The sequence below is a fragment of the Arsenicicoccus dermatophilus genome, assembly GCF_046267915.1.
In the GTDB taxonomy this organism is placed as follows: Bacteria; Actinomycetota; Actinomycetes; order Actinomycetales; family Dermatophilaceae; genus Arsenicicoccus; species Arsenicicoccus dermatophilus_A.
The window spans coordinates 1,180,968-1,204,806 of record NZ_CP176520.1 but is presented as its reverse complement, the minus strand read 5'-3'; the positions used below and the strand labels follow the sequence as shown (position 1 = coordinate 1,204,806).

Sequence of the window (23,839 nt, the reverse complement as noted above, 5' to 3'; positions counted from 1 at the left end):
TGGCCCGGCCGACGTCGCCGCCGGAGCCGGACGACCCGCGCCGCCCCCGGGTCGGCTGCGCCGCGGTGCTGTTCGGCTGCGCCGCGGTGCTGTTCGGCTGCGCCGCGGTGCTGTCCGGTCGCGACCAGGCGTGCTCGCGGCTGCGGTCAGGCAGGACCCGCAGCGGCGTCGGACTGCGTCGGGGTGCTGTCCGACGGGGCACCGTCCCGCTGCTCGTCGTCCGGCTGCTCGCCCTCGGTCGACTCCGTCGCCTCGGCCGGGAGCACCGCCGCTGACCCGCCCTCGAGCAGCCGCACGAAGCCGGCCTCGTCCAGGATGGGTCGCCCCAGCTCCTCGGCCTTGGCGGCCTTGGTGCCCGCCCCCTCGCCGATGACGACGAAGTCGGTCTTCCTGGAGACCGATCCGGAGGCCTTGCCGCCGCGGGTGATGATCGCCTCCTTGGCGCTGTCGCGGGTGTAGCCCTCCAGCGAGCCGGTCACCACGACGGTCAGGCCCTCCAGGGTCCGCTCGACGGACTCGTCGCGCTCGTCCGCCATACGCACGCCGGCCGCCGCCCAGCGGTCGACGATCTCGCGGTGCCAGTCGACCTCGAACCACTGGATCACGGACTCGGCGATCACCCCGCCGACGCCCTCGACCCCGGCGAGCTCCTCGACCGAGGCGGCCCGGATGGCGTCCAGCGAGCCGAAGTGGGTGGCGAGCGCCCGGGCGGCGGTGGGACCGACGTGGCGGATGGACAGGGCGACCAGGACGCGCCACAGCGGCTGGTCCTTGGCCTTGGCGAGGTTGTCGACGAGCTTGCGGCCCGTGGCGGACAGCACCCGGCCGTCGACGATGCCGGGCGCGGGGACGGCGCCCGGGTCGGCCTGCTCCTTGCGGTTGGCCGCCCGGGTGTAGAGCGGGACCCGGGCGATGGCCTCGGGCGTCAGGTCGAACAACGTGGACTCGTCGGCGATCACGCCCGAGTCGAGCAGCGCGAGAGCGCCCTCCCACCCGAGCGCCTCGATGTCGAAGCCGCCCCGCGAGGCGAGCCCGAAGAGTCGCTCGCGCAGCTGGGAGGGACAGGAGCGGGCGTTGGGGCAGCGGATGTCCTTGTCGCCCTCCTTCTCGTACGCCAGGGCGGTCCCGCACGCCGGGCAGTGCGTGGGCATCACGAACTCCCGCTCGCTGCCGTCGCGCAGGTCCACGACCGGGCCGAGGATCTCCGGGATCACGTCGCCGGCCTTGCGCAGCACCACGGTGTCGCCGATGAGCACGCCCTTGCGCTGCACCTCGAAGGCGTTGTGCAGCGTGGCCATCTCGACCGTGGAGCCCGCGACCTTGACCGGCTCCATCACGCCGTACGGCGTCACCCGGCCGGTGCGACCGACGTTGACCCGGATGTCGAGCAGCGTGGTGTTGACCTCCTCGGGCGGGTACTTGTAGGCGATCGCCCAGCGGGGCGCGCGGGAGGTCGTGCCGAGGCGCCCCTGCAGCGCGAGCTCGTCGACCTTGACCACCACGCCGTCGATCTCGTGCTCCACGTCGTGGCGGTGCTCGCCGTGGTGGGCGACGTAGTCCAGCACCTCCTGCGGCGTCTGCAGCACCCGATGGTGCGTGGTGGTCGGGAAGCCCCACCCGCGCAGCAGCTCGTAGGCCTCGCTCTGCCGGGTGAGCGAGAGCCCCGCGCGCGCGCCGATGCCGTGGACCAGCATGTGCAGCGGGCGGGTCGCCGTGACACGGGAGTCCTTCTGCCGCAGGGATCCTGCCGCAGCGTTGCGCGGGTTGGCGAAGGGCGCCCGCCCCTGCTCGACGAGCTGGGCGTTGAGGTCGCCGAAGGCCTCGATCGGGAAGAAGATCTCGCCGCGCACCTCCAGCAGCGCGGGCACGACGTCACCGGTGATCCGGTGCGGGATGCCCTCGATGGTGCGGACGTTGGGAGTGACGTCCTCCCCCACCCGGCCGTCGCCGCGGGTGGCTGCCGTCACGAGCTCTCCGTGCTCGTAGACCAGGTCGATCGCCAGCCCGTCGATCTTGAGCTCGCACAGGTAGTGCGGCGCGCCCTCCAGGCCGCGCTCCACCCGCGCCAGCCACTCGGCGAGCTCGTCGGGACTGAAGACGTTGTCCAGGCTGAGCATCCGCTCCCGGTGCTGCACCGGCGCGAAGTCGGTGGCCCGGTGCGCCGCCCCGACCTGCTGGGTGGGGCTGTCCGGCGTCCGCAGGTCGGGGAACTGGTCCTCGAGCTGCTGCAGCCGGCGCATCAGCTGGTCGTACTCCGCGTCGGACATCGTCGGCGAGTCCGTGCCGTAGTAGCGCTCCTGCGCGTCCCGCACCCGCTCGGCGACCTCGGTCCACTCGTGCCGCGCCGCCACGGAGGCGTCGGCGACCTCGGCGTCGCTGGTCGGGACCTCGGCCCCGTCCGCGTCGGCCACCGCGGGGGCCTGGGGGGTGGTCTTTCTCGGCATACGCGCATCGTGCCACGCAGGGCCGACAGACCCCCGGCGGCGACACCGCACCGTCCAGGCCGTATGTCGGCTGATCAGAGGCCCCTCAGCCCGCAGCCGGCGCGCCGCCCGCCACGAACCCCCGCTCCTGGTGGAAGGACTCGTAGCGCAGCCACTTCTCGGCCAGGGCCTCCTCGACGTCGACGCCCAGCCGCTGCGCCGCCACGAGCGTCATGGCGAGCACGTCGGCGACCTCGCCGCGGACCGCCTCGGCCAGCTCCTCCGGCGAGCGCCCGCGGTCGCGCCCCTGCCCGCTCGACGACAGGTGCGCCTGGACGAGCTCGCCCACCTCCTCGGTGAGCTTGAGCAGCACCCACTCGGTGGTGCGGTCCACGCCGTAGTGGTCGGCGTAGCCCGCCGAGACGTACTCGATCCGGTCCTGCCACTGCGCCAGCTCCATGCCCGCCATCCTGCCGGCGACCTACGACAGACCCTGGCGACGTGCGGCCCACGAGGCGGCCCAGCGGTTGCCCAACCCGACCAGCACCGCGCCGGCCAGCACGATCGCGAAGCCCACGAGCGTCCACGCGTCCATGGCCTCGCCCAGCACGAGCACCCCGAGCAGGACGGACACGCACGGGATCAGATAGGTGACGGTCGTCGCCACGGTGGCGCCCGCGGCCCGGACCACCTGGAACTGCAGGGAGAACGCCAGGCCGGTGCCCAGCGCCCCGAGTGCGAGCACCGCCGCGAGCGACCAGGGCACCGAGCCGGATCCGTGGCGCAGGTGGACCTCCCAGGGGCTGGCGACGCCGGCCAGACCGAGGGCGGACGCCCCCACCAGGATCACCACGAGCTGTGCCGAGGCGCACAGCAGCTGGGCGGCCGGGACGGCCAGCCCGCCGGGGTCGTGCTCCGTGAGGTGCAGCCGGTGCCAGGTCCACCCGACGCCATAGCTGGAGCCCGCGAGCAGGGTCATCCCGAAGCCGAGCAGGTCCGGCCGCTCGGCCGCCGCCCAGGGCTGCATGATCACCACGACCCCGAGGAAGCCGAGCAGGACGCCGAGCAGCTTGGGCCGGGAGAAGTGCTCGTCGCGCACGAAGAGCATCGTCAGGCCCACGGTGGCGATGGGCGTGATCGCGTTGCCGATCCCCGCCAGGGCCGAGGAGACCCGGGTCTCCCCCAGCGCGAAGAGGGTGAACGGCGCCGTGGCCAGGAAGAATCCGACGACCATGAGGTGACCCCAGACCTGGCGTCCGCGGGGCAGCCGGCCGCCGGTGAGCCGCAGCAGCGTCACCACGACCAGGCAGCCGGTGAGCACCCGCAGCGTCGAGATCTGCAGCGGGACGAGGGCGTCCAGGCCGACCTTCATCAGCAGGAAGCTCGCTCCCCACACCAGCACCAGGACCAGCCAGCTGACCTGCCAGGGCCACCGCAATCGGGTCATCAGCCCGCGACCTCGCGGACGGCCTCGGCCACCTGTCCCGCGAGCCGCTGGGCGGCGACCGCGTCGGCCGGAGCGAGCCCGGCCAGTCCGCAAGAGGGCGAGATCGTCACGTCCGCCAGGGTGCTCGCGGACAGGCCGAGATCGGACCAGCGGCGCACGACGGTGTCGCGGACGGCGCCGACCCCGGGCAGCGGCGCGGCCGAGGGACAGGCCCCGAGCCACACGTCGGTGCCCGCCTCCAGCGTGGTCGCCAGGGACTCCCAGCCCTTGGGGCCGAGGACGGTCGTGTCGACCGCGAGGGCGCCGGCGCCCGTGGAGCGCAGCAGGGGCAGCGGCGCACCCTTGGCGCAGCAGTGCACGACCGTATGCCGCTCGCCTGCGGCTCGTCTCCCCACCTCGCCCGCGGCGCGCAGGACCTCACCGACCAGGTTGGCGCCGACGTACGAGTCGATCGCCCGGATCCGGCCGAAGCCGCTGGCCGTGGGCAGCCGCCCCGCGAGGATCGCGGGCAGCGAGGGCTCGTCGAGCTGGACCACCACGCGGGCGCCGGGCACCAGCCGCTCGACCTCGGCGACGTGGTTCCTGACGCCCTCGGCGAGGCTGCCGGTCAGGTCCCGCAGCGCGCCCTCGTCGACGACGGCGCGCTCGCCACGGTGCAGCCAGACCGATCCGGCGAGGGTGAGCGGCCCGGCGACCTGGACCTTGAGCTCGCCCTCGTAGCCGTCGAAGGTCTCCGCCAGCTCGTCGAGGTCCTGGCGCCACCACGCGGCCGTCCGCTCGGCGTCGCGACCCGCCCGGTCCACGAACCGCCAGCCCTGCGGCTGCAGGTCCACGTGCAGGTCCACCAGCAGCGCCGCCGCCCGCCCGATCAGGTCCGCGCCCGGACCGCGGTCGGGCAGCTCGGGCAGGTAGGGCAGCCCCTCGTCCGCCAGCAGCGAGCGCACCGCCCGCTGCGTCTCGCGCACGTCCGTGCCCGGCCACGATCCCATCCCGGTCGCTCTCGTCACGTCGGCGACAGTACCCCGCCCGCGGCCGCTGCCCCGGTGGGCGTCGAGTCCGTGGACAGCTCCGTCCGCGGGCTGCTGGGACCCTGTGCCCCGGGGGCCGGGCGCGGCGCTGAGGTCGACGTACGACGCAGGGACGAGCCGCCACGGCCCTGGCAGGCCGTGGCGGCTCGTGGGTGGCGGGGCGCCATGCCGGGCGCCCCGCCCCCGATGTCGTCCGGTCGTCCCGGACGGACGATCAGCGCTTGGCGCCGATGGTGGTGTTGACCCAGCTGCGGATGTGCGCGACGTCCTCGGCGTCGAACTCGTTGCGGGTCACCAGACCCGCGAAGCCCACGACCTTGGTGGGCCCTCGAAGGTCAGCGCCCACCGGGGGGCGACCAGGACGGCGCTGCAGGCGTGGTGCCCGCCGTCGTCGGTGAGGGCGACGAGGCCGGGGGGCTCCGTCGCAGATGGGGCTGGTACCAGCGGCATCACCGGGACAAGCCCCATCTCGCATGCGTGATCCATCACCCTCGACGAACGACCTGCCAACGCCTGGGCACCGACAAGGCACCCACGAGCACGGCCACGGCCACGCTGACCGACACGGTCAGCAGCGGCGTCCAGGTCGCGGGGATCGGCAGTCGGGCCGCTCGGGCCAGGGTGACCCCACCCGCCACCCCGCACAGGGCGCCGAGCGCGGTGGCCACCAGAGCGATCGATCCGCCCAGGAGGGCCCCGGTGCTCCCCAGCCATCGTCGCGACGCTCCCAGAGCCGCCATCATCTGTCGGGACGAGCGCAGGTCGTCGCTCCACAGCGCCATCATGGCGGCCAAGATCGCGGCCGCCGTCAGACAGGCCCCCACCGTGGCCATGACCTTCATGGCTCGGGCCGGCCCCAGCTGGGGGGACTCCTCGTTGACGGTGATGCGTGCATCTGCCTGCACGTCGGCAGGCAGGCGGCTCTGGATCTGTCTCGGGCCGGCCGCCGCGACGAGATACTGCGGGTCCCCCGGCGAGAGGCCGAGGCGCCTCGCACCGGCGGACGACAGGTACGCCACGGGCATCCGGCCGAAGCGGGCGCCCCCCGGGGCGACCCGGCGGGGAACGCGGCCGAGGGGATGCAGCTGGAGGTGGCTGCCGCCGGCCGTGAACGACTGGGCTGCCAGGGTCAGCGGGCCCGGCACTCCGGGGTCGTCGGTCACCACCGCCAGCCGTCCCTCGGCATACGCAGCAGCCTCCCCGGGCAGCCAAGGACGCCGAGCGAACGCCGCGGCGTCGTCCGACGTCGCCACCGCGACGGAGGGAAAGACCACCTTGGCCGTGGAGCGCGACACGCACGGCACGGCGTCGAAGCCCCCGGCACCGGAGGTGGAGAAGACCACGGTGGCCGAGAGGCACCGCATCAGATCGGTGTCCAGCGTGACCTCGCCCTCGCCCTGGGCAGCCGACGAGACGGGGGTGATCGACCTCACCGTGCCGCCAAGGTCTCGTACCTCACCCGCCGTGAGGGGGCGGCGCGTCTCGACGAGCGCGTAGCCCGGGACGACGGGGGTGACCGGGTTGCGCTCCGCCGACTCGACGAAGGCCTGCGACGCCATCTGGAGGTATGTCGCGATGCACACCACGAGAGCGATCGCCATGGCGGTCAGCGCAGCCCGAGCCGGGGCCGCCGCCAGGTGCCGGAACGCGACTCCGGCGCCCGCGGGGCCGGGCAGGGTCGGGGACGCTCCCCGGCGCGCCACGAGTCGCAGGCAGGCCAGGACCAGACCGGCGCAGATCAGGGGGGCCGCGACGAGAGCAAGGAGGGGTGACCAGTAGGACCACACCACGCTGGCTGCTCCCACCAGGAGTCCGAGGACGAGCAGCGCGACCACCACCACCCAGCCCCCTCTGCTCCCCTCCCGAACGGTGGGAGGTGCCTGCCCGAGGAGGTGGAGGAGGGGCGCTCGGCGCATCCTGCGCCGCGGTGCAGCGCAGGTGGCCGACACCCCGATCCAGGCGATCACCGCCACGGCCACCAACACCCACCAGGCCGGGGTGAACCGTCCCCAGTCCGCGGCGGCGCGCTCCTGGACCGGGCCTTGCACGACGTAGGCGAGTCCGAGCCCGAGACCGGATCCGACGAGGATCCCCGTGACGGTGACCACCCTGACGTACCACTGCAGGAAGGACCAGCGGATCCTCGGTCCTGCGCCCATGGCCGCCAGCAGACCGGCGGACCGGGTCTCGGCACGCACCACCATGTTCATCGCGGCGCCGACCAGGAGGAGGCACTCCACCAGCAGACCGACGCCCACCCCGAGAGACAACGCCTGCAGCTCCTGCGTGCCGGACACGTGCCCGTCGAAGGTCTGTCGTGGTTCGTAGCGCAGGCGAGCTGCCTCGAGGCGCCCGCTGTCCACCCCACCGACGACGAGCCAGCGATGAGATCCCTCGATGTCCTTGGCCCGCGGGCCGGCCAAGGGGATCGGCGACGCGCTCACGAAGAACACGTCGTCCGCGGTGGGCGCATAGACGAGCAGGGCGCTCACCCGCCGAGGGACGCCCTGCGGGCCGACGCCGACGTGGTCACCCACGCCCACGTGCAGCCTGGCGGCCAGCGCCCGGGACAGACCGATCGTCGCGGGGTCGGCGCCGGGGCGGCCCTCCTCGACCACGAACATGCCGGCGGTCGCGGGGTCTGTCAGGTCCAGGGCTCGCCCCTTGACATCCGTGCGCCGTCCGCCGGGCGAGGTGATCGGCATGTCCTGGTAGGAGACGTCCGGCACGAGGTGCGTGCCGGGCAGGAGCGCCTGGCGAGGATCGGCGCTTCGGGACAGGGCTGTCAGACGGCCCTCGGACTGCCCGACCATCAGGGCCCGAGCCTCGTCCTCGGAGACGGCTGCGGTCGCCGCCAGGCTGGACAGACAGGCACAGATCAGCACAGGTAGGGCGACGGCCAGGACCAGCAGCGCGGTCCGCACCCGATGTCGCGTCGCCAGGCGCCACCCCAGCAACCGCATCTGGGCCCTCATCAGGCGGCGTCCTGCTGCTCGATGCGGCCGTCGACGATCCGCCACACCGCGTCGCACCTGGCCGCGACCGCGGAGTCATGGGTGGCGATGATGCATCCCCGCTCACCGCCGTCCACCAGGGAACGCAGGAGCGTCAGCACCCGGGCACCGTTCGCCTGGTCCAGCGCGCCCGTGGGCTCATCGGCCAGGATCAGCCGACGGTCGTCCACCACAGCCCGGGCGATGGCCACCCGCTGCTGCTCTCCTCCGGAGATCTGGTCGGGGAAGCCAGCCATCAGGTGATCCACACCGACTCGCTCCAGGGCGGCCAGGGCCAGCTGGTTGCTCCGTTGTCGCGGGACACCCGCCAGCCGCAACGGCAGGGCGACATTCTCGATCACGGTGAGGTCCCGCACCAGGTTCCACTCCTGGAAGACGAACCCCACGTTGGTTCCCCGGAACGTCGTCAGCTCGTCGGCCGACATCGCCTCGATGGCTGTCCCGTTGACCACGACCCGCCCGGACACCGGCTGCAACAACCCACCCATGATGTTCAGCAAGGTCGACTTACCCGAACCCGAGGGACCCATGAGCGCCACCATCTTCCCCGGTGCCAGAGCACACGACACCTCATCGAGCACGAGGCGCTCCCCTGCTCCTTCTCCTACGCGGTGAACCACGTCCACGCACCGCACCAACATCTCCACGTCCACACCTTCCACCAAGCGCTAGGACCCGATGGTCGACACCCTTCACCAAGGGCATCGACCACCGGGGATCGAGGATCAGGACTCGACGTGCGTGCTCTCGATCCCGTTGATGCAGTGCGAGCTCGAGGTCGAGCGGTTGGCGCCCGTGATCCAGGCCGTAGCGATGTCAGGCTGCCACAGGTTGCAGTCCCCGATGCCGCGGGCCGACGTGTTGCTGTACTTGGTGCAGGAGATGACGACGTGGTTCTGGTCGGTGCCACCCGCCCAGGTCTTGCAGTCCACGCGGGCCAGGGAAGGAGACGCGCAGCCGGCGACAGCAGGCGGGGCCGGCGTGAGGGCCGCGGCCCCCATGGCGACGACGATCGGGAGCTTCTTGGTGGACAGGTCGAACCCTTCTCTCGGATGGAGCTGTGGGCCATCGACCAGGGCAGCGGATCGCTCCGACCTGGCGCATGGAGGGGTCTTCCCTCAAGCGCTCTCATCCTGCAGGTGGAACACTGTGCCGCTCAAGGGATTTCGGTGAACTGCGGATGAAGACTGCATCGAGCCGGTCGTTGCCCACCGCCCGGAGCGGCATGACGTCCATGCCTGGCAGGCATGCCTGACGACGTCCGCACGGAGCACGCTCGGGCGTGGGGCCTGCAGGTCTTCGCTCTCGCTGCGACAGACGCGGCTGGGTCGAGACCGGGTCAGGCCCGGCCGGTCTCGGCGATCGTCGCGGACCCGACCACCCGGGTCCCGGCATACAGCACCACCGACTGCCCGGGCGCGACGCCCCGGGTGCGCTCGGCCAGGGACACGTGCAGCGACGCACCGTCCACCCAGGCCCGTGCGGGGATCTCGGCCCCGTGAGCGCGCAGCTGGGCGCCGACCTCGACCGTCCCGTCCGGCGCCGGACCACACCAGCGGACGTGCTCGCCGCGGATCCGGTCGATGCCGAGCAGCTCGCCGGGCCCCACCACGACCCGGTTGCGCGGGACGTCGACGGACGTGACGTAGCGCGGCCTGCCGTCCTGCGCCGGGTGCCCGAGCCGCAGCCCGCGCCGCTGGCCGACGGTGTACGCATAAGCGCCCTCGTGCGCGCCCACCACCGCACCGGTCTCGTCCACGATCTCCCCGGGCCGCTCCCCCAGCCGTGCCCCGAGCCACCCGCGGGTGTCCCCGTCGGCAATGAAGCAGATGTCGTGGGAGTCGGGCTTGCGGGCGACGGCGAACCCGCGCTCGGCCGCCTCCGCGCGCACCTGGGTCTTGGTCGAGTCCCCGAGCGGGAAGAAGGACCGGGCCAGCTGGTCGGCGTCCAGGACGCCGAGGACATAGGACTGGTCCTTGGCCGGGTCGACGGCACGGTGCAGCTCGCGCGCCACGGCGCCGTCGGGCGAGCGACGCTCGACGACCTGGGCGTAGTGGCCGGTGGCGACCGCGTCGAAGCCCAGCGCGAGCGCCTTGTCCAGCAGCGCCGCGAACTTGATCCGCTCGTTGCAGCGCAGGCAGGGGTTGGGGGTGCGGCCGGCGGCATACTCCGCGACGAAGTCGTCGATCACCTCGGCCTGGAAGCGGTCGGCGAGGTCCCAGACGTAGAACGGGATCCCGAGGCGGTCGGCGACCCGTCGGGCGTCGCCCGCGTCCTCCAGGGTGCAGCAGCCCCTGGCGGACTCGCGCAGGGTGGCGGCGGAGCGGGACAGGGCCAGGTGCACGCCGACGACCTCGTGGCCGGCGTCGCGCATCCGGGCGGCGGCCACGGCGGAGTCGACCCCGCCGCTCATGGCGGCGACGACCCGCATCAGCTCGCCGCCTCCACCGCGTCGGCACCCAGGCCCCGGGCGGCGGCAGCCGCGACCGGGCCACCGCTCAGCGAGCCCGCGCGCCGGGCCCGGTCGACCGCCCCCGGCAGCGCCGCGAGGGCCCGATCCACGTCCTCGTCGGTGGAGCTGTGCCCGAGGGTGAGCCGCAGGGCACCGCGCGCCTCCGCCTCGGACAGGCCCATGCCGAGCAGCACGTGCGAGGGCTGCGGGACGCCCGCGTGGCAGGCGGACCCGGTGGAGCACTGCACGCCGGCGGCGTCGAGCAGGTAGAGCAGCGAGTCGCCCTCGCAGCCGTCGACGACGAGGTGGGCGTTGCCGGGCAGGCGCCGGGTGGCGTCGCCGGGCTCCCAGTCGCCGCCCACGCGGATGCCGAGGTCCAGGTCGAGCGCCCCCTGCAGCAGCCGGTCGCGCAGCGCGACCAGGCGGGCCGTCTCGGCCTCACGCTGCTCGCAGGCGATCCGCAGGGCCGTCGTCATGCCCACGATGCCCGCCACGTCGAGGGTGCCGGAGCGGATGTGCCGCTCCTGACCACCACCGTGGGTGAGCGGGTCGACGACGGCATTGCGGCGGGCGAGCAGGGCGCCCACGCCCACCGGACCGCCGAACTTGTGCGCGGTGACCGCCATCAGCGCGAGCCCGCTCGCCGCGAAGTCCACCAGCAGGTGACCGACCGCCTGCACCGCGTCGGAGTGCACCGGGATGTCGTATGCCGCTGCGGCTGCAGCGATCTCGGCGATCGGCTGGATCGTGCCGACCTCGTTGTTCGCCCACATGACCGTGGCCAGGCAGATGGCGTCGCGGTGCTCGTCCAGGGCTGCGCGGGCCGCCTCGAGGTCCACCCGCCCGGTGGCGTCGACCTCGAGCCAGGTGACCTCCGCGCCCTCACGGCGGACCAGGTGCTCGACGGCGTCGAGGACGGCGTGGTGCTCGACGGTGGAGGCGAGGATCCGGCGGCGCTGCGGGTCGGCGGCCACCCGCGCCCGGGCGGTGCCGAGGACCGCGAGGTTGTCGGCCTCGGTGCCGCCGCCGGTGAAGATCACCTCGGAGGGGCGGGCACCGACGAGCTCGGCGATCTGCTCGCGGCTCTCCTCGACGACGCGGCGGGCGGCGCGGCCGGCGGTGTGCAGGCTGGACGGGTTGCCGACGACGGCGCGCTGACGGGCCACCGCCTCGATGACCTCGGCGAAGACCGGGGTCGTGGCGGCGTGATCGAGGTAGGCATGGTCCGGCTGCACACCCGGAGTCTACGTCCGGTCACCGATCGCCCCCGGGGCCTCCAGGATCGTGTGCGTCTGCCGCCGGATTCCGGCGGCAGACGCACACGATCCTGGAGCACGCGGCGGCGGGTGCGGCTGTCAGAAGATGCGCACCCGCTCCTCGGGAACCAGCCAGGACCGGTCGCCGGGCGCGGTGGCGAAGGTCTCGTGGAAGCCGTCGAGGTTGCGGACCAGCCCGGCGAAGACCTCGAAGGGCGGGTGCCCGTCGCTGCCCAGGCGGGCGCGGGCGACCTCGGGCCGGTCGGCCGCGCGCCGCCCGTAGGCCTTGGCCACGAAGAACCGCTCGTCCCCGGTCAGCCCGTCCACGCGCCGCCTCCGCTCGTCGGCCGAGGCGACCTCGCACCAGGTGTCCCACGCCAGCTGCAGCCCGATCAGCTCGGCCACGCACTCGAAGCCGACCATCGCCCCGTCGACGCCCTCGTCGTCGACGCCGCGTGGGCGCCACCCGTCGACCTGGGCCTCGACGGCGGCCGCCCGCTCACGGAAGGCCGCCTCCTCACCGGCGCCCCACCACTGCCGCACCCGGCCGAGGTGGTCCCGCTGCGCGCCACGCGAGTCGAAGGCATGCCCCAGCTCGTGCCCGAGGATGCTCGCGTACTGCCCGAGGAGCACGGCCCGGTCGTCGAGCACCGCGGCCGGCGGCAGGCTCGCGCCCTCCACCGTCACCTGGTTGTAGAAGGGGTGGTAGAAGGTGTTGACGACGTAGGGCGGCGGCCCCCAGGTCACCCGGTCGACGGCAGCCTCCGTGGCCGCCACCTCCCGGTCGTGCGCCGCCGCCCGCGCCGCGCGCACGGCGCCGGCCGCGGTCTCCCCCAGCTCCAGACCGGTCACGTCGGGCCACTCGTCCGGCCACCCCACCAGCATGACCACGGCGTCCAGCTTGGTCAGCGCCGCGGTCGTGGCCTCCTCCCCCAGCCAGGGGCACTCGCGCAGCGTGGTCCGCATCCGGTCCCGCAGCGCCTCGGCGAGCTCACGGGTGCGCTCCCGGGACCGCTCGTCGGCATACCGCTCGACCCACAGCCGACCGAGGGCCATGGGCAGGAGGTCCTGCACGGTCTGCACCCGGCGGCGCCAGTCCGGCGTCGGCTGCGCCTGGCCCCCGAGCACCTGCTCGAGGAAGCGGGCGTGCTCCCCCGCCAGGTCCGGACCGAGGTATGCCGCGCGTGCCGCGACCACCCGCCAGCGCAGGTAATCCTGCCACTGCGCCAGGGATCGCTCGCAGCAGCCGACCGAGCCCGGCGACGTAGGACGGCTGACAGACGTCGAGCCCCAGCCGATCCGGGCGCAGGCCCAGCGCGTCGAGCCAGGGTCCGAGGTCGACGCCGGCCAGGTCGCCCAGCTCGGCGAAGGTCATCGGGTGGGTGAGAGCCCGGTCGTCCTCGCCCTCGGGGGCGTCCCAGCTGACCTCGGCCAGCGCGCGCTCCAGGTCCAGCGCCGAGGCGGCCACCTCGGGTCCGAGACCGGCTGCGGCGCACAGGGATCGGGCGTGCTCGTCGAGCGCGTCCCCCAGCCGGGGGTAGAGCGGGGCGACGGGCAGGGTGAGCCCGGCCTGGAAGAGGTGCAGCGCCCAGCCGGTGGGGTCGGTGGTGTCCGGCAGGAGGTAGGTCGCCAGCACACCGGTCATCCCCTCGCGCTGCCGCTCCCCCAGCACCCGCAGCAGGTCGGGCAGGCCGTCGATCGCATCGACGTCGCCCAGCTCGTCGCGCACCGGGTCGAGCCCGGCGGTCGCGCGACCGGCCTCGTCCGCCAGCAGGTCGCGCAGCCGGGCGACGACCCGCTCCTGCGCGAGATCGCTCGTGGCGCAGGCGGAGTCGACGATCTCACGCAGCTGCTCGGACACCCGCGCCCGCTTGAGGTCGGACAGCCCCCACCGCCCACGGTCCGCCGGGATCGGGTCCGTCGCCAGCCAGCGGCCGTTGACGTGACCCCACAGGTCGTCCTGAGGGCGCACGGCCGGGTCCAGCTCGGCCAGGGGCAGCGCCCCGGACAGCGGGTCCGGCGTGGCGGCGGGCACGGCGACGTCGGGAGCAGCGGCGTCGGGAGCAGCGGGCGATGAGGCGCTCATGCCTCGACCCTAGGAGTCAGGCGATGGCGGCGCAGACGATGGCGCTGACCGCCACCATGGCAGCCGCGGCGACGAGAGCGCCCGGGTGCCAGTCCTTCTCGACCACGATGGCGCGCAACGACCCGGGGGTGACCGCGTCGAGCAGCAGGAAGCTCACGGCCTGCAGCACGATCCCCAGGAGCCCGAAGCCCACGGTCCACAGCAGGGCGTGGCCCACGCCGGCGTCGCCGTTGGTCCAGATCGTCGTGAAGGTGATCGCGCCGAGCCCGAGGAACTCCGCCGCGACGACGACGGCGGCGTTGACCGATCGCTCGGTGTAGATGCGGGCGCCCAGGCGACCCGGCGTGAGCAGGTCGAGCACCACGAAACCGGCTGCCAGCAGGGCGATCCCGGCCAGGCAGTAGACAGCGGCATACAGCAGGGCGGCGATCATCGGGGACCTCCCTGGTCCTCGGCCACCCACTGCGCGCGCTGCGCGGCGGACGGCGGGGCGGTGTCGATCAGGTGGGGGACGAAGCGGGCGCCGACGTCGGTGACCCAGCCGTCGCTCTCGCGGATCCCGGCGCCGGCGGCGTGGCCGTCGACCACCCAGGAGCCGATGACGACCTTGTGGCCGTCGAGCTCCGGGAGCGGGCACCACTGCTGATAGACGCAGCTCGGGGCGCCGTCGTAGCCGGGCGTGGTCTGCTGGACGCCGTCGGCGTGGATGCGGATCCCCGCGCCCTCGCGGCCGAAGATCGGCTTGGCGACCCACTCGGTGAGCCCCTGCGGGGAGTCCAGATAGGCCGGGAGCAGCAGCTCGTGGCCCGGGTAGAGGTGCCACAACGCGGCGAGCAGGGCCTTGTCGGACAGCACGACCTTCCACGGCGGCTCCAGCCAGGTGGTGCCGTACATCGGGTTGGGCCGCGGCTCCACCCAGCGGCCGAAGGGCTCGCGGAGCATGTCCTCCCAGGGGTAGAGCTTGAAGCAGGTCCGCAGCATCTCGCCGCCGTGCCCCACGAAGTACTCCGCCGCCTCGTTGTAGCCGATCTGCCCCATCGTGATCGAGCGGGTCTGCAGCCCGGCCTGCTCGGCGGTGTCGCGCAGGTAGGTCGTGGTCATCCACTCCTCGCCGGTGACCTCGTCCTCGTGGTGGGCGAACCACACCGGCTGGCTGATCCGCGGCGCCATGGCCTGCCACGCGGCGATCAGCCGCTCGTGCACGGAGTTCCACTGGTCCCGGTCGGGGTGCAGGTCCTCCAGCCAGTACCACTGCACCACGCTGGACTCGAGCAGCCCGGTGGGGGTGTCCGCGTTGTACTCCAGCAGCTTGGGCGGGCCGTCCCCGTCGTACCGCAGGTCGAACCGGCCGTAGAGGCTGGGCGTGCCCGCCTCCAGGCTCGCGCCCGCCAGCCGCAGCGCCCCCTCGGGCAGGCCGATCGGTCCCATCGCGCCGGTCACCAGGAACCGCGCCGCCTCCAGGCACATACCGTGCAGCTGCTCGGTGGCGGACTCCAGCTCGTCCACCTCGGCGCAGGTCAGCTCGTAGTACGCGCCCTCCCACCAGTAGGGCCGCTCGGTGCCGTCCGGGCCCACGGTCGTGGGATAGACCAACCCCTGCGCCTCGACGGTCTCGCGCCAGCCCTCGCGCGGCGTCGACGCCATCCGGCGCATCAGCTGCTCCCCTTGCCGCCGGAGCCGCCGAAGCCACCCCGCGAGATCGTCGTGCCCTTGCCGCCGGAGACCGTCGAGGACTTCAGGCTCGTGGTGCCCTTGGGGTCCACGCCCCCGGTGACATAGCTGTGGTCGCTCGGTGCGCTGAACGATCCGCCGCTGACCTTGCCGCCCACACGGGGCACCCGCGCCCCGTCGTCGTAGTAGTACCACCGGGCCGAGCGTCCGACCACGCCGTGGGCGCCGCGGCGCCGGCCGTCGCACTCGGAGTCGGGCAGTCGCTCGTCGGTCTGCGCGTCCACGCACACCCCCGCGGACGTCCGGCGGGTCTCCTGCGCGCAGCCGGTCAGCGTGCCGGCCAGGACGGCCGTGATCCCGAGGGCCACGACCTGGGACCGTCGTGCGGTCATCTGTGCCTCCCCCATCGGGTGCGGCGGGTGCCGCACTCTTTCCTGGACGCACCCTGGCACCCCGCGGTTCCTCGCGGGTCCCGGCTCAGTGCGAGGCGCCCGCGGCGGTCAGGCTCGTGACGGTCACGACCACCACCGACAGCAGGCACAGGCCCAGGCCGACGAGGATCCACACCCGGCCCGTGCGGGTGCCGCCCGCCCGTCGCCACATCCCGGCGCAGGCCAGGGTGCCGATGACCAGCACGACGTGGGCGAACGGGACCGAGAGGGCGGGCAGGCAGAGGATCCCGAGCGCGAGAGCGGCTCGGGCCCAACGCTCCTGGGCCGCCAGGGTGGGTGGGGTGGTGCTGGGCATGGAGCTCCTCCGGATCGGGCCCGAGGCCGGGATGCCTCGGGCGCAGGGCCAACATAGGGGACCCTCCCCGGAGTCCTGCACCCGCCCCCGACTCATCTCCAGCCGTATGACGGCGGCGGGCCGCCCTCCCCTGGGCAGGGAGGGCGGCCCGCCGCGAGAGCGCGTGGGCTCAGCGCTTCTGGACGGCCTCGGTGGCCTGCGGGAGCACGGAGAAGAGGTCGCCCACGACGCCGAAGTCGACGAGCTCGAAGATCGGGGCCTCCTCGTCCTTGTTGATCGCCACGATCGTCTTGGACGTCTGCATGCCGGCGCGGTGCTGGATGGCACCGGAGATCCCGCACGCGACGTACAGCTGCGGCGACACCTGCTTGCCGGTCTGGCCGACCTGCGAGGCGTGGGGGTACCAGCCCGCGTCGACGGCGGCCCGGGAGGCGCCGACGGCGGCCTTCATCGAGTCGGCGAAGGCCTCGACCGTGGAGAAGTCGCCGCCGGTGCCGCGACCGCCGGAGACGACGACCTGCGCGGTGGCCAGGTCCGGGCGGCCCGTGGACTGCTTGGGCTGGGCGTCGGTGATCTGCACGGCCTTGGCGGCGTCGGAGATCTGCACCTGGACGGGCTGCAGGGCGCCGGCGCCCTGGGCGGGCTCGGGTACCACGGAGGCGGGCTTGACGGTCACGAAGGTCGTGCCCCGGGTGCCCGTGGACTGCACGGTCCAGTTGCCGGCGAAGACGGACTGGGTGGCGAGGACGCCGTTGCCGCCGCCCTGCACGTCGACGGCGTCGGTGATCAGGCCACCGTCGCAGCGGACGGCCAGGCGGGCCGCGATCTCCTTGGCGTCGGGGCCGGTGGTCATCAGGACCGCGGCGGGCGAGGTCTGCTGCACCACGGCGGCCAGCGCGTCGACGGCCGGGCCGACGAGGAACTGCCCGAAGGCGTCGTCGTCGACGACGTAGACCTTCTGCGCGCCGTACTTGGCGAGGACCGGCAGGGCGGTGTCGACGCCCTTGCCGAGGAAGACGGCGCTGGGCTCGCCGACGCGGCGGGCCAGCGTCAGCAGCTCGGCAGAGGTCTTCCTGAGCTTGCCGTCGGTGTGGTCGACCAGAACGAGAACTTCAGCCATGTCAGTGAACTCCTTTGTCGCAGTGGCCGGCTCAGACGAACTTCTTGGCGGCGAGGAACTCGGCGAGCTGGGCGCCGCCGTTCCCCTCGTCCTTGACGATGGTGCCCTGCTCGCGCGGCGGGCGGGGGGTGGCCTGCTCGACCTTGGTGCGGGCAGCGCCCAGGCCGACCTGACCGGCGTCGAGGCCGAGGTCGGCGAGCGACCAGGTCTCCACAGGCTTCTTCTTGGCGGCCATGATGCCCTTGAAGGAGGGATAGCGCGGCTCGTTGCCGGTCTGGTCGGTGACCGAGACGACGGCGGGCAGGGTGGCCTGGAGGCGCTGGGTGGCGGTGTCGCCGTCGCGGCGGATGCTCACGGTGCCACCCTCGACGGCGATCTCGGAGGCCAGGGTGACCTGTGGCAGGCCGAGGCGCTCGGCCACCATCGCCGGGACGACGCTCATGGCGCCGTCGGTCGAGGCCATCCCGAACATCACCAGGTCGGGCTGCCCGGCCTTCTTGATCGCCTCGGCGAGCACGAGCGAGGTGGCGACCGAGTCCGACCCGTGCAGCGCCTCGTCGTTGACGTGGATGCCCTTGTCGGCGCCCATCTGCAGGGCCTTCTTGATGGCGTCGGCCGCCGCGTCGGGGCCCATCGTCAGGACGGTGATGGTGCCCTCGCCGGCCTCCACCAGACGCAGGGCCTCCTCCATGGGGTACTCGTCCAGCTCGGACATCAGGCCGTCGACGGCCTGGCGGTCGGTGGTCCAGTCGGACTCGTCGAAGCCGCGGTCGCCCTGGGCGTCCGGCACGTGCTTGACGCAGACAACGATGTCCATCGTGCGGGTCCTCTTCTCTATCGTCCACGCAGGCCTCGGTCGAGGCCCGTGCTGGTGCTACTCAACTACATTACCGGCAGGTAACTTGCCGTGCGAGACGATCGACACCCTGATGCGACGCGCCCCCGGCCGTCCGGGTGGACGGTCGGGGGCGCGGTCGGCCCGGGGACCGAGCGGCCGGGTGCTCAGCCGGGCATGCCGCCCTGGGGCTGGCCGCCCTGCTCGCCCTCGCCGGGCACGAGGCCGGTCTCGAAGTGCAGGTCGCCGGTGACGATCTGGTGCCAGGTGTGGACCGCGGTGAGCACCACGGAGGTGGTCATCGGCAGCAAGGTCTTGACGTCGGTGCCGGGCAGCACCACGTGCTCGGCGGTCACCACGAGGGTGCCGCCGGCCAGCCCGGACTTGACGACGCTCATGCGCAGGTTGAGCTCGTTGCAGGCGCGCAGGTGGGAGAGCTCGTCCTGCGGGATGTCGTCACCGATCTGCCACTGGCCGAAGACCCGCATGATCGTGACCTCGCCCTCGATGCAGCGGACGAAGAGCTGCTGGCCCTGGACCTTGAAGGAGACGTCGCCGTCGGCGTCGATGTCGGCCATCAGCCCGTCGTCGTGCAGGGCGTCGATGACCTGGCCGCGCAGCGGGTGCTCGTCGGCGGCCGGCGGGAAGCTGGGGATGGAGGTGGGATCCGTCATGCCCCCACCCTATGCGCCGCCGCGGGGATGCGCGCCAGACGGGGAGCCCCGGGGCCCCGACGCGCCTCGGTCGGGCCCTGTCGGGACCCCCACCTATGCTTCCAGCCATGCCCGCCACCCTCGAGCAGCCCCCGCGCCTCGGCGTCACCCTCCGGCCCGACGGCGCGGCCGTCGCCGTCCACGCCGGGCACGCCACGGCCGTGGAGCTGTGCCTGTTCGAGGCGGGCGACACCACGGGAGCGAGCGAGCGACGGATCCCCTTGAGGCAGCGGGTCTTCGGGACGTGGTTCGACGTCATACCCGGGATGCGCGCGGGTCAGCGCTACGGCTATCGGGTGCACGGCCCGTGGTCCCCCGCGCAGGGTCACCGGCACAACCCCGCCAAGCTGCTGATGGACCCCTACGCCCGGGCCCTGGAGGGGCAGGTCACCTGGCGACCGGAGATCTACGGCCATCGCGTCGACGCCGACCTGCGCGGCGAGCACGAGGTCATGGACGACCGCGACGACGCGGCCTTCGTGCCGCGATGCGTCGTGATCGACGACGACTTCGACTGGGCGGGAGACGCCCGCCCGCGCACCCCGCTCGCCCGGTCCTTCGTCTACGAGGCGCACCTGCGCGGCCTGACCCGCACCCTGCCGGGCGTGCCGGAGCACCTGCGCGGGACCTATGCCGGCATGGCGCACCCGGCGACCGTCGCGCACCTGCGGCGGATCGGGGTGACCGCCGTCGAGCTGCTGCCGATCCACGCCTTCACCCACGAGCCGCACCTGGCGACGCGCGGGCTCACCAACCACTGGGGCTACAACACCCTGGGCTTCTTCGCACCGCACGCTCCCTATGCCTTCGCCACCGACCCCCAGGGCGTCGTCGACGAGGTCAAGCGGATGGTGCGCGACCTGCACCGGGCAGGGATCGAGGTCATCCTGGACGTGGTCTACAACCACACCTGCGAGCAGTCCGTCGACGGGGCGACGCTGTCGCTGCGCGGGCTGGACGCCGCGACCTACTACCGCCTCGACGGGCGCGGGCACGACGTCGACGTCACCGGGTGCGGCAACACCGTGGACACCCGCCACGTGGTGCCGCTGCGGCTCGTCCTGGACTCGCTGCGCCACTGGGTGCAGGAGATGCACGTCGACGGCTTCCGGTTCGACCTGGCCGTCGCGCTCGGGCGGGGCCGGGACGACGGCTTCGACCCGGACCACCCCTTCCTCATGGCGCTGCGGGCCGACCCCGTGCTGCGCGACGTCAAGCTCGTCGCCGAGCCCTGGGACATCGGCTTCAACGGGTGGCGCACCGGTCAGTTCCCGCCGCCCTTCTCGGAGTGGAACGACCGCTTCCGCGACGGCGTCCGCAACTTCTGGCTCGTCGACGCCGCCCGCTCCCGCACGGGTGTCCCGGGCCACGGCGTCTCCGACCTCGCCACCCGCCTGGCCGGGTCGGAGGACCTCTTCGCCCGGCACGACCGCAACGCCGCCGCCTCGATCAACTTCGTGGCCGCCCACGACGGCTTCACCCTGGCCGACCTGACGGCCTACGACACCAAGCACAACGAGGCCAACGGCGAGGACAACCGCGACGGGTCCGGCCACAACCGCTCGTGGAACCACGGGGTCGAGGGCCCCGCGGGGGCGGGCGAGGCAGGGGCCGCCGTCGAGGCGCTGCGCCGCCGCTCGATCCGCAACCTGCTCGGCACCCTGATGTGCTCGGCCGGCGTCCCCATGCTGGTCGCCGGCGACGAGCTCGGGCGCACCCAGCAGGGCAACAACAACGCCTACTGCCAGGACAACCCACTCGGCTGGGTGGACTGGGACCTGGCCGCCTGGCAGGACGACCTGGTCGAGACCACGGCCTGGCTGGCCCGGCTGCGCCGCGACCACCCGGTGCTGCGGCAGACGGCGTTCTTCGGACCGCGGGCGGCGCACGCCGACGGCAGCCGAGACCTGATGTGGTTCGACGCGGCGGGCGTGGAGATGCGCGCCGACGAGTGGCACGACCCGCGCAACGTCACGCTGCTCGCCTACCTCGACGGCGGCGTCTGCGAGGACGAGTCCTTCCTGCTGGTGATGCACAGCTCGACCGTCGACCTGCCGGTCACGCTGCCGCAGGTGCCGGGGGTGACGGGCTACCGGCTCGCGTGGGACAGCGCCTGGGAGCGGCCGGGCGAGGACTGCGGGGAGCAGGTGCTGCCCGGGCAGACGCGGACCTCCCCCGGCCCGTCGATGCAGGTGTGGCGCGCCGAGCGCTGACCGATCCCGACGGTCACCGGACGAGCAACCGGACGAGCCACGGGACGGCGAGCCACGGGACGGCGAGCCCCGTGCGGCGTCGCCCCACGAGCAGCCGTCGAGGGGCCGCCCGCAGCAGCGGGCGGCCCCTCGACGGGCGACCGGATCAGTGCGTGGGCATCCAGATCCGGCTCAGGTAGTCCCTCATCGACCGGTCGGAGGAGAAGAACCCGCAGCGGGCGACGTTGAGGATCGCCGAGCGCGTCCACGCCTCCTGGTCCTGGTAGTACGCGTCGACCCGGGCCTGGGTCTCGACGTACGACTGGAAGTCCGCGAGGGTCATGAACCGGTCGTTGTAGAGCAGGTCGTCGACCACCGGCGCCGCCAGGCCGCGGTCGCCGCCGGTGAAGTGCCCCGAGGCGAGCAGGTCCATGGCCTTCTTCAGGCTCGGGTTGGCCTCGTAGACCGCGCTCGGGACGTAGCCCTTGGCCTGCAGCTCGGCGACCTGGGGCTCGCGCATCCCGAACAGGAAGAAGTTCTCGTCGCCGACGCGCTCGCGGATCTCGACGTTGGCGCCGTCGTCGGTCCCGATGGTGAGGGCGCCGTTGAGGGCGAACTTCATGTTGCCCGTCCCCGAGGCCTCCTTGCCCGCGAGCGAGATCTGCTCGGACAGGTCGGCGGCCGGGATCAGCCGGTTGGCGAGGGTGACGTTGTAGTTGGCCGGGAAGGCCACCGACAGGGTGCCCCGGACCCGCTCGTCGGCGTTGATCGTCGCGGCCACCGAGTTGATCAGGAAGATGATCTCCTTGGCCATCTGGTAGCCGGGCGCGGCCTTGGCGCCGAAGACGAAGGTGCGGGCGACCACGTCGTCCTTGGCGATCTCGCCGTCAATGATCTGCTGGTAGGTCGAGACGATGTGCAGCAGCTTCAGGGTCTGACGCTTGTACTCGTGCAGCCGCTTGACCATCGCGTCGATCATGGCGTGCTCGGGGATCTCGATCCCGTCGCGCACGACGAGCAGCCTGCGCAGCCGGTCCTTGTTGGCCTGCTTGGCCGCGCGGAAGCGCTCGCGGAACTCCTCGTCCTCGGCGAAGGGCTCCAGGGCCTCGAGCCGCTCGAGCCTGGTCTCCCACCCGACACCGATGGTGTCCGTGATGAGCTGGCTCAGGCCGGGGTTGGCCAGGCGCACGAAGCGGCGCGGGGTGATGCCGTTGGTGACGTTGGTGAACTTGTCCGGCCACATGGCCGAGAAGTCGGGCAGCACCTTGTCGCGCAGCAGCTGGGAGTGCAGCTCGGCGACGCCGTTGACCTTGACGCCGGCGACGGTGGCGAGGTTGGCCATCCGGACCGCGCGCTCGGGGTGGTCCTGGATGATCGACATACGTCGCACGCGCAGCTCGTCGCCGGGGAACCGGCTGCGGACGTCGGCAAGGAACTCCTCGTTGATGCGGTAGATGATCTCCAGGTGCCGCGGCAGGAGCCGGCCGACGAGCTCGACCGGCCAGACCTCGAGCGCCTCCGGCAGCAGCGTGTGGCAGGTGTAGGCGAAGCACCGGCTGGTGACCGCCCAGGCCTCGTCCCACGCGAAGCCGTGCTCGTCCATGAGCAGGCGCATCAGCTCCGGGATCGCGATGACCGGATGGGTGTCGTTGAGCTGGAAGATGATCCGCTCGTCGAGGCGGTGGAGGTCGAAGCCCTTCTCCAGGGTCCGGTCGAGGAAGTCCTTGAGCGAGCAGGCGACGAAGAAGTACTGCTGCTGCAGACGCAGCTCGCGGCCCTGCGGCGTCGAGTCCTCGGGGTAGAGCACCTTGGAGATGTTCTCGGCCGTGGTCTGGGCGCGGACCGCCTGCGCGTAGTCCCCGGAGTTGAAGACCTGAAGGTCGAACTCCTGGGTGGCCTTCGCGGACCACAGGCGCAGGGTGTTGACCACGCCGTTCTGGTAGCCGGGGACCATGTAGTGGTAGGGCACGCCCAGGACATTCCACTCCGGGACCCAGCGGCTGCGCTCGACGCCGTCCTCGGTGACCGTCTCGGTGCGACCGCCGAAGCCCACCTGGACCGCGCGGTCCGGGTGCGGGAAGCCCCAGGGGTCCCCGAGGTGCAGCCAGGAGTCGGGCACCTCGACCTGACGGCCGCCCTCGAAGGTCTGGCGGAAGATGCCGTACTCGTACCGGATCCCGTAGCCGATGCAGGGGACGTCCATGGTGGCCAGGGAGTCCACGAAGCACGCGGCCAGACGTCCGAGACCCCCGTTGCCGAGGCCCGGCTCGACCTCCTGGGCGCGCATGGCCTTGAGGTCCAGGCCCAGGCTCGCCAGGGCCTCCTTGGCGATCTCGCCGAGGTCGGTGGCGAGCAGCGCGTTGCCCATCTGGCGACCCAGGAGGTACTCGGCGGACAGGTAGCCCACCATCTTGGTCGGCTGCTCCCGGCGCCGGCGCGCGGTCTCCAGCCAGTCGGCCATGAGGTAGTGGCGGATCGTGCGGGACAGCGCGAGGTACTGATCGTTGCGGGAGGACCGCGACAGGGCCACGCCCTCGCCGAAGCTCAGCTCGCGCAGGAACTCCCGGGCGAAGCCCTCGACCGTGCGGGGCGGGCGGCCGACGGGGGCCGCGGCCAGCGGGCTGGTCGGGGTGATGTGCGGACCCTCGTAGTCCGGGCTGTAGGCCTGCGGGTCCTCGTCCGCCAACCAGCTCGAGTCGTGCATCGGGTGTGCGGCTTCCTGGGTCATTGCGCCTCCGGTGTCGCGGCATGGGGTCCGGAGCGTGGAGGATCCCGCAGGCCGCTACAGCGCGGGGTGCCACGGTCCGGGGACTCGCCTGCCACTGTAGTGGAATCCGCGCAGCAAGCCACCGGGC

The 23,839-nt window shown here is 72.9% G+C and carries 20 protein-coding genes and 1 pseudogene; 1 reads left to right on the top strand and 20 read right to left on the bottom strand.

Features of this window, described 5'->3' with window-relative positions; genetic code table 11:
• Positions 1–146: 146 nt before the first annotated feature.
• The 19 genes and pseudogenes from ligA to ACK2IS_RS05855 form a co-directional block, all read right to left on the bottom strand.
• Positions 147–2,444, bottom strand: a complete 2,298-nt coding sequence (gene ligA / locus ACK2IS_RS05945; protein WP_409485225.1) for an NAD-dependent DNA ligase LigA — start codon at positions 2,442–2,444, stop codon at positions 147–149.
• An 85-nt stretch (positions 2,445–2,529) separates the two neighbouring features.
• Positions 2,530–2,883: a phosphoribosyl-ATP pyrophosphohydrolase gene (locus tag ACK2IS_RS05940; protein WP_409485224.1), complete on the bottom strand. Its 354-nt coding sequence runs from the start codon at positions 2,881–2,883 to the stop codon at positions 2,530–2,532.
• 21 nt (positions 2,884–2,904) lie between these two features.
• Complete coding sequence (locus tag ACK2IS_RS05935) at positions 2,905–3,870, bottom strand: DMT family transporter (protein ID WP_409485223.1); 966 nt, start codon at positions 3,868–3,870, stop codon at positions 2,905–2,907.
• Positions 3,870–4,877, bottom strand: a complete 1,008-nt coding sequence (locus tag ACK2IS_RS05930; protein ID WP_409485222.1) for a methionine synthase — start codon at positions 4,875–4,877, stop codon at positions 3,870–3,872. Before ACK2IS_RS05930 ends, ACK2IS_RS05935 begins: the two co-directional genes overlap by 1 nt.
• Positions 4,878–5,112: 235 nt before the next feature.
• Entirely contained in the window at positions 5,113–5,244 is a 132-nt protein-coding gene (locus ACK2IS_RS05925) for a hypothetical protein (protein ID WP_409485221.1), read from the bottom strand.
• Between the two features lie 139 nt (positions 5,245–5,383).
• A complete protein-coding gene (locus ACK2IS_RS05920; protein ID WP_409485220.1) occupies positions 5,384–7,873 on the bottom strand; it encodes an FtsX-like permease family protein in 2,490 nt (829 codons plus the stop codon).
• Positions 7,873–8,553 (bottom strand): ABC transporter ATP-binding protein, encoded by a 681-nt coding sequence (locus tag ACK2IS_RS05915; protein WP_409485639.1) that lies wholly within the window; start codon positions 8,551–8,553, stop codon positions 7,873–7,875. The genes ACK2IS_RS05920 and ACK2IS_RS05915 overlap by 1 nt, the downstream gene beginning before the upstream one ends.
• A gap of 84 nt (positions 8,554–8,637) precedes the next feature.
• Positions 8,638–8,844: a hypothetical protein gene (locus ACK2IS_RS05910; RefSeq protein WP_409485219.1), complete on the bottom strand. Its 207-nt coding sequence runs from the start codon at positions 8,842–8,844 to the stop codon at positions 8,638–8,640.
• A gap of 407 nt (positions 8,845–9,251) precedes the next feature.
• Complete coding sequence (gene mnmA, locus ACK2IS_RS05905; protein WP_409485218.1) at positions 9,252–10,343, bottom strand: tRNA 2-thiouridine(34) synthase MnmA; 1,092 nt, start codon at positions 10,341–10,343, stop codon at positions 9,252–9,254.
• Positions 10,343–11,599 (bottom strand): cysteine desulfurase family protein, encoded by a 1,257-nt coding sequence (locus ACK2IS_RS05900; RefSeq protein WP_409485217.1) that lies wholly within the window; start codon positions 11,597–11,599, stop codon positions 10,343–10,345. Before ACK2IS_RS05900 ends, mnmA begins: the two co-directional genes overlap by 1 nt.
• 120 nt (positions 11,600–11,719) lie before the next feature.
• Positions 11,720–12,505, bottom strand: a complete 786-nt coding sequence (locus ACK2IS_RS05895; RefSeq protein ID WP_409485638.1) for a M13-type metalloendopeptidase — start codon at positions 12,503–12,505, stop codon at positions 11,720–11,722.
• A gap of 42 nt (positions 12,506–12,547) precedes the next feature.
• A pseudogene (locus tag ACK2IS_RS05890) lies at positions 12,548–13,706 on the bottom strand (hypothetical protein); the annotation flags it as partial.
• Positions 13,707–13,722: 16 nt separating this feature from the next.
• Positions 13,723–14,139: a DUF350 domain-containing protein gene (locus ACK2IS_RS05885; RefSeq protein ID WP_409485216.1), complete on the bottom strand. Its 417-nt coding sequence runs from the start codon at positions 14,137–14,139 to the stop codon at positions 13,723–13,725.
• On the bottom strand, positions 14,136–15,359 hold the full coding sequence (locus ACK2IS_RS05880; protein WP_409485215.1) for a glutathionylspermidine synthase family protein: 1,224 nt from the start codon (positions 15,357–15,359) through the stop codon (positions 14,136–14,138). Before ACK2IS_RS05880 ends, ACK2IS_RS05885 begins: the two co-directional genes overlap by 4 nt.
• Entirely contained in the window at positions 15,359–15,769 is a 411-nt protein-coding gene (locus ACK2IS_RS05875; RefSeq protein WP_409485214.1) for a hypothetical protein, read from the bottom strand. The genes ACK2IS_RS05880 and ACK2IS_RS05875 overlap by 1 nt, the downstream gene beginning before the upstream one ends.
• 85 nt (positions 15,770–15,854) lie before the next feature.
• Positions 15,855–16,124, bottom strand: a complete 270-nt coding sequence (locus tag ACK2IS_RS05870) for a hypothetical protein (protein WP_409485213.1) — start codon at positions 16,122–16,124, stop codon at positions 15,855–15,857.
• 169 nt (positions 16,125–16,293) lie between these two features.
• Positions 16,294–17,244: an electron transfer flavoprotein subunit alpha/FixB family protein gene (locus ACK2IS_RS05865; protein ID WP_409485212.1), complete on the bottom strand. Its 951-nt coding sequence runs from the start codon at positions 17,242–17,244 to the stop codon at positions 16,294–16,296.
• Between the two features lie 31 nt (positions 17,245–17,275).
• A complete protein-coding gene (locus tag ACK2IS_RS05860) occupies positions 17,276–18,061 on the bottom strand; it encodes an electron transfer flavoprotein subunit beta/FixA family protein (protein WP_409485211.1) in 786 nt (261 codons plus the stop codon).
• A 185-nt stretch (positions 18,062–18,246) separates the two neighbouring features.
• Positions 18,247–18,753 (bottom strand): hypothetical protein, encoded by a 507-nt coding sequence (locus ACK2IS_RS05855; RefSeq protein ID WP_409485210.1) that lies wholly within the window; start codon positions 18,751–18,753, stop codon positions 18,247–18,249.
• 107 nt (positions 18,754–18,860) lie between these two features.
• Here ACK2IS_RS05855 and glgX point away from each other — a divergent pair, with 107 nt between their 5' ends.
• Entirely contained in the window at positions 18,861–21,005 is a 2,145-nt protein-coding gene (glgX, locus tag ACK2IS_RS05850) for a glycogen debranching protein GlgX (RefSeq protein WP_409485209.1), read from the top strand.
• Positions 21,006–21,150: 145 nt separating this feature from the next.
• Here glgX and ACK2IS_RS05845 read toward each other — a convergent pair whose 3' ends face one another.
• On the bottom strand, positions 21,151–23,688 hold the full coding sequence (locus tag ACK2IS_RS05845) for a glycogen/starch/alpha-glucan phosphorylase (protein ID WP_409485208.1): 2,538 nt from the start codon (positions 23,686–23,688) through the stop codon (positions 21,151–21,153).
• Positions 23,689–23,839 lie beyond the last annotated feature (151 nt).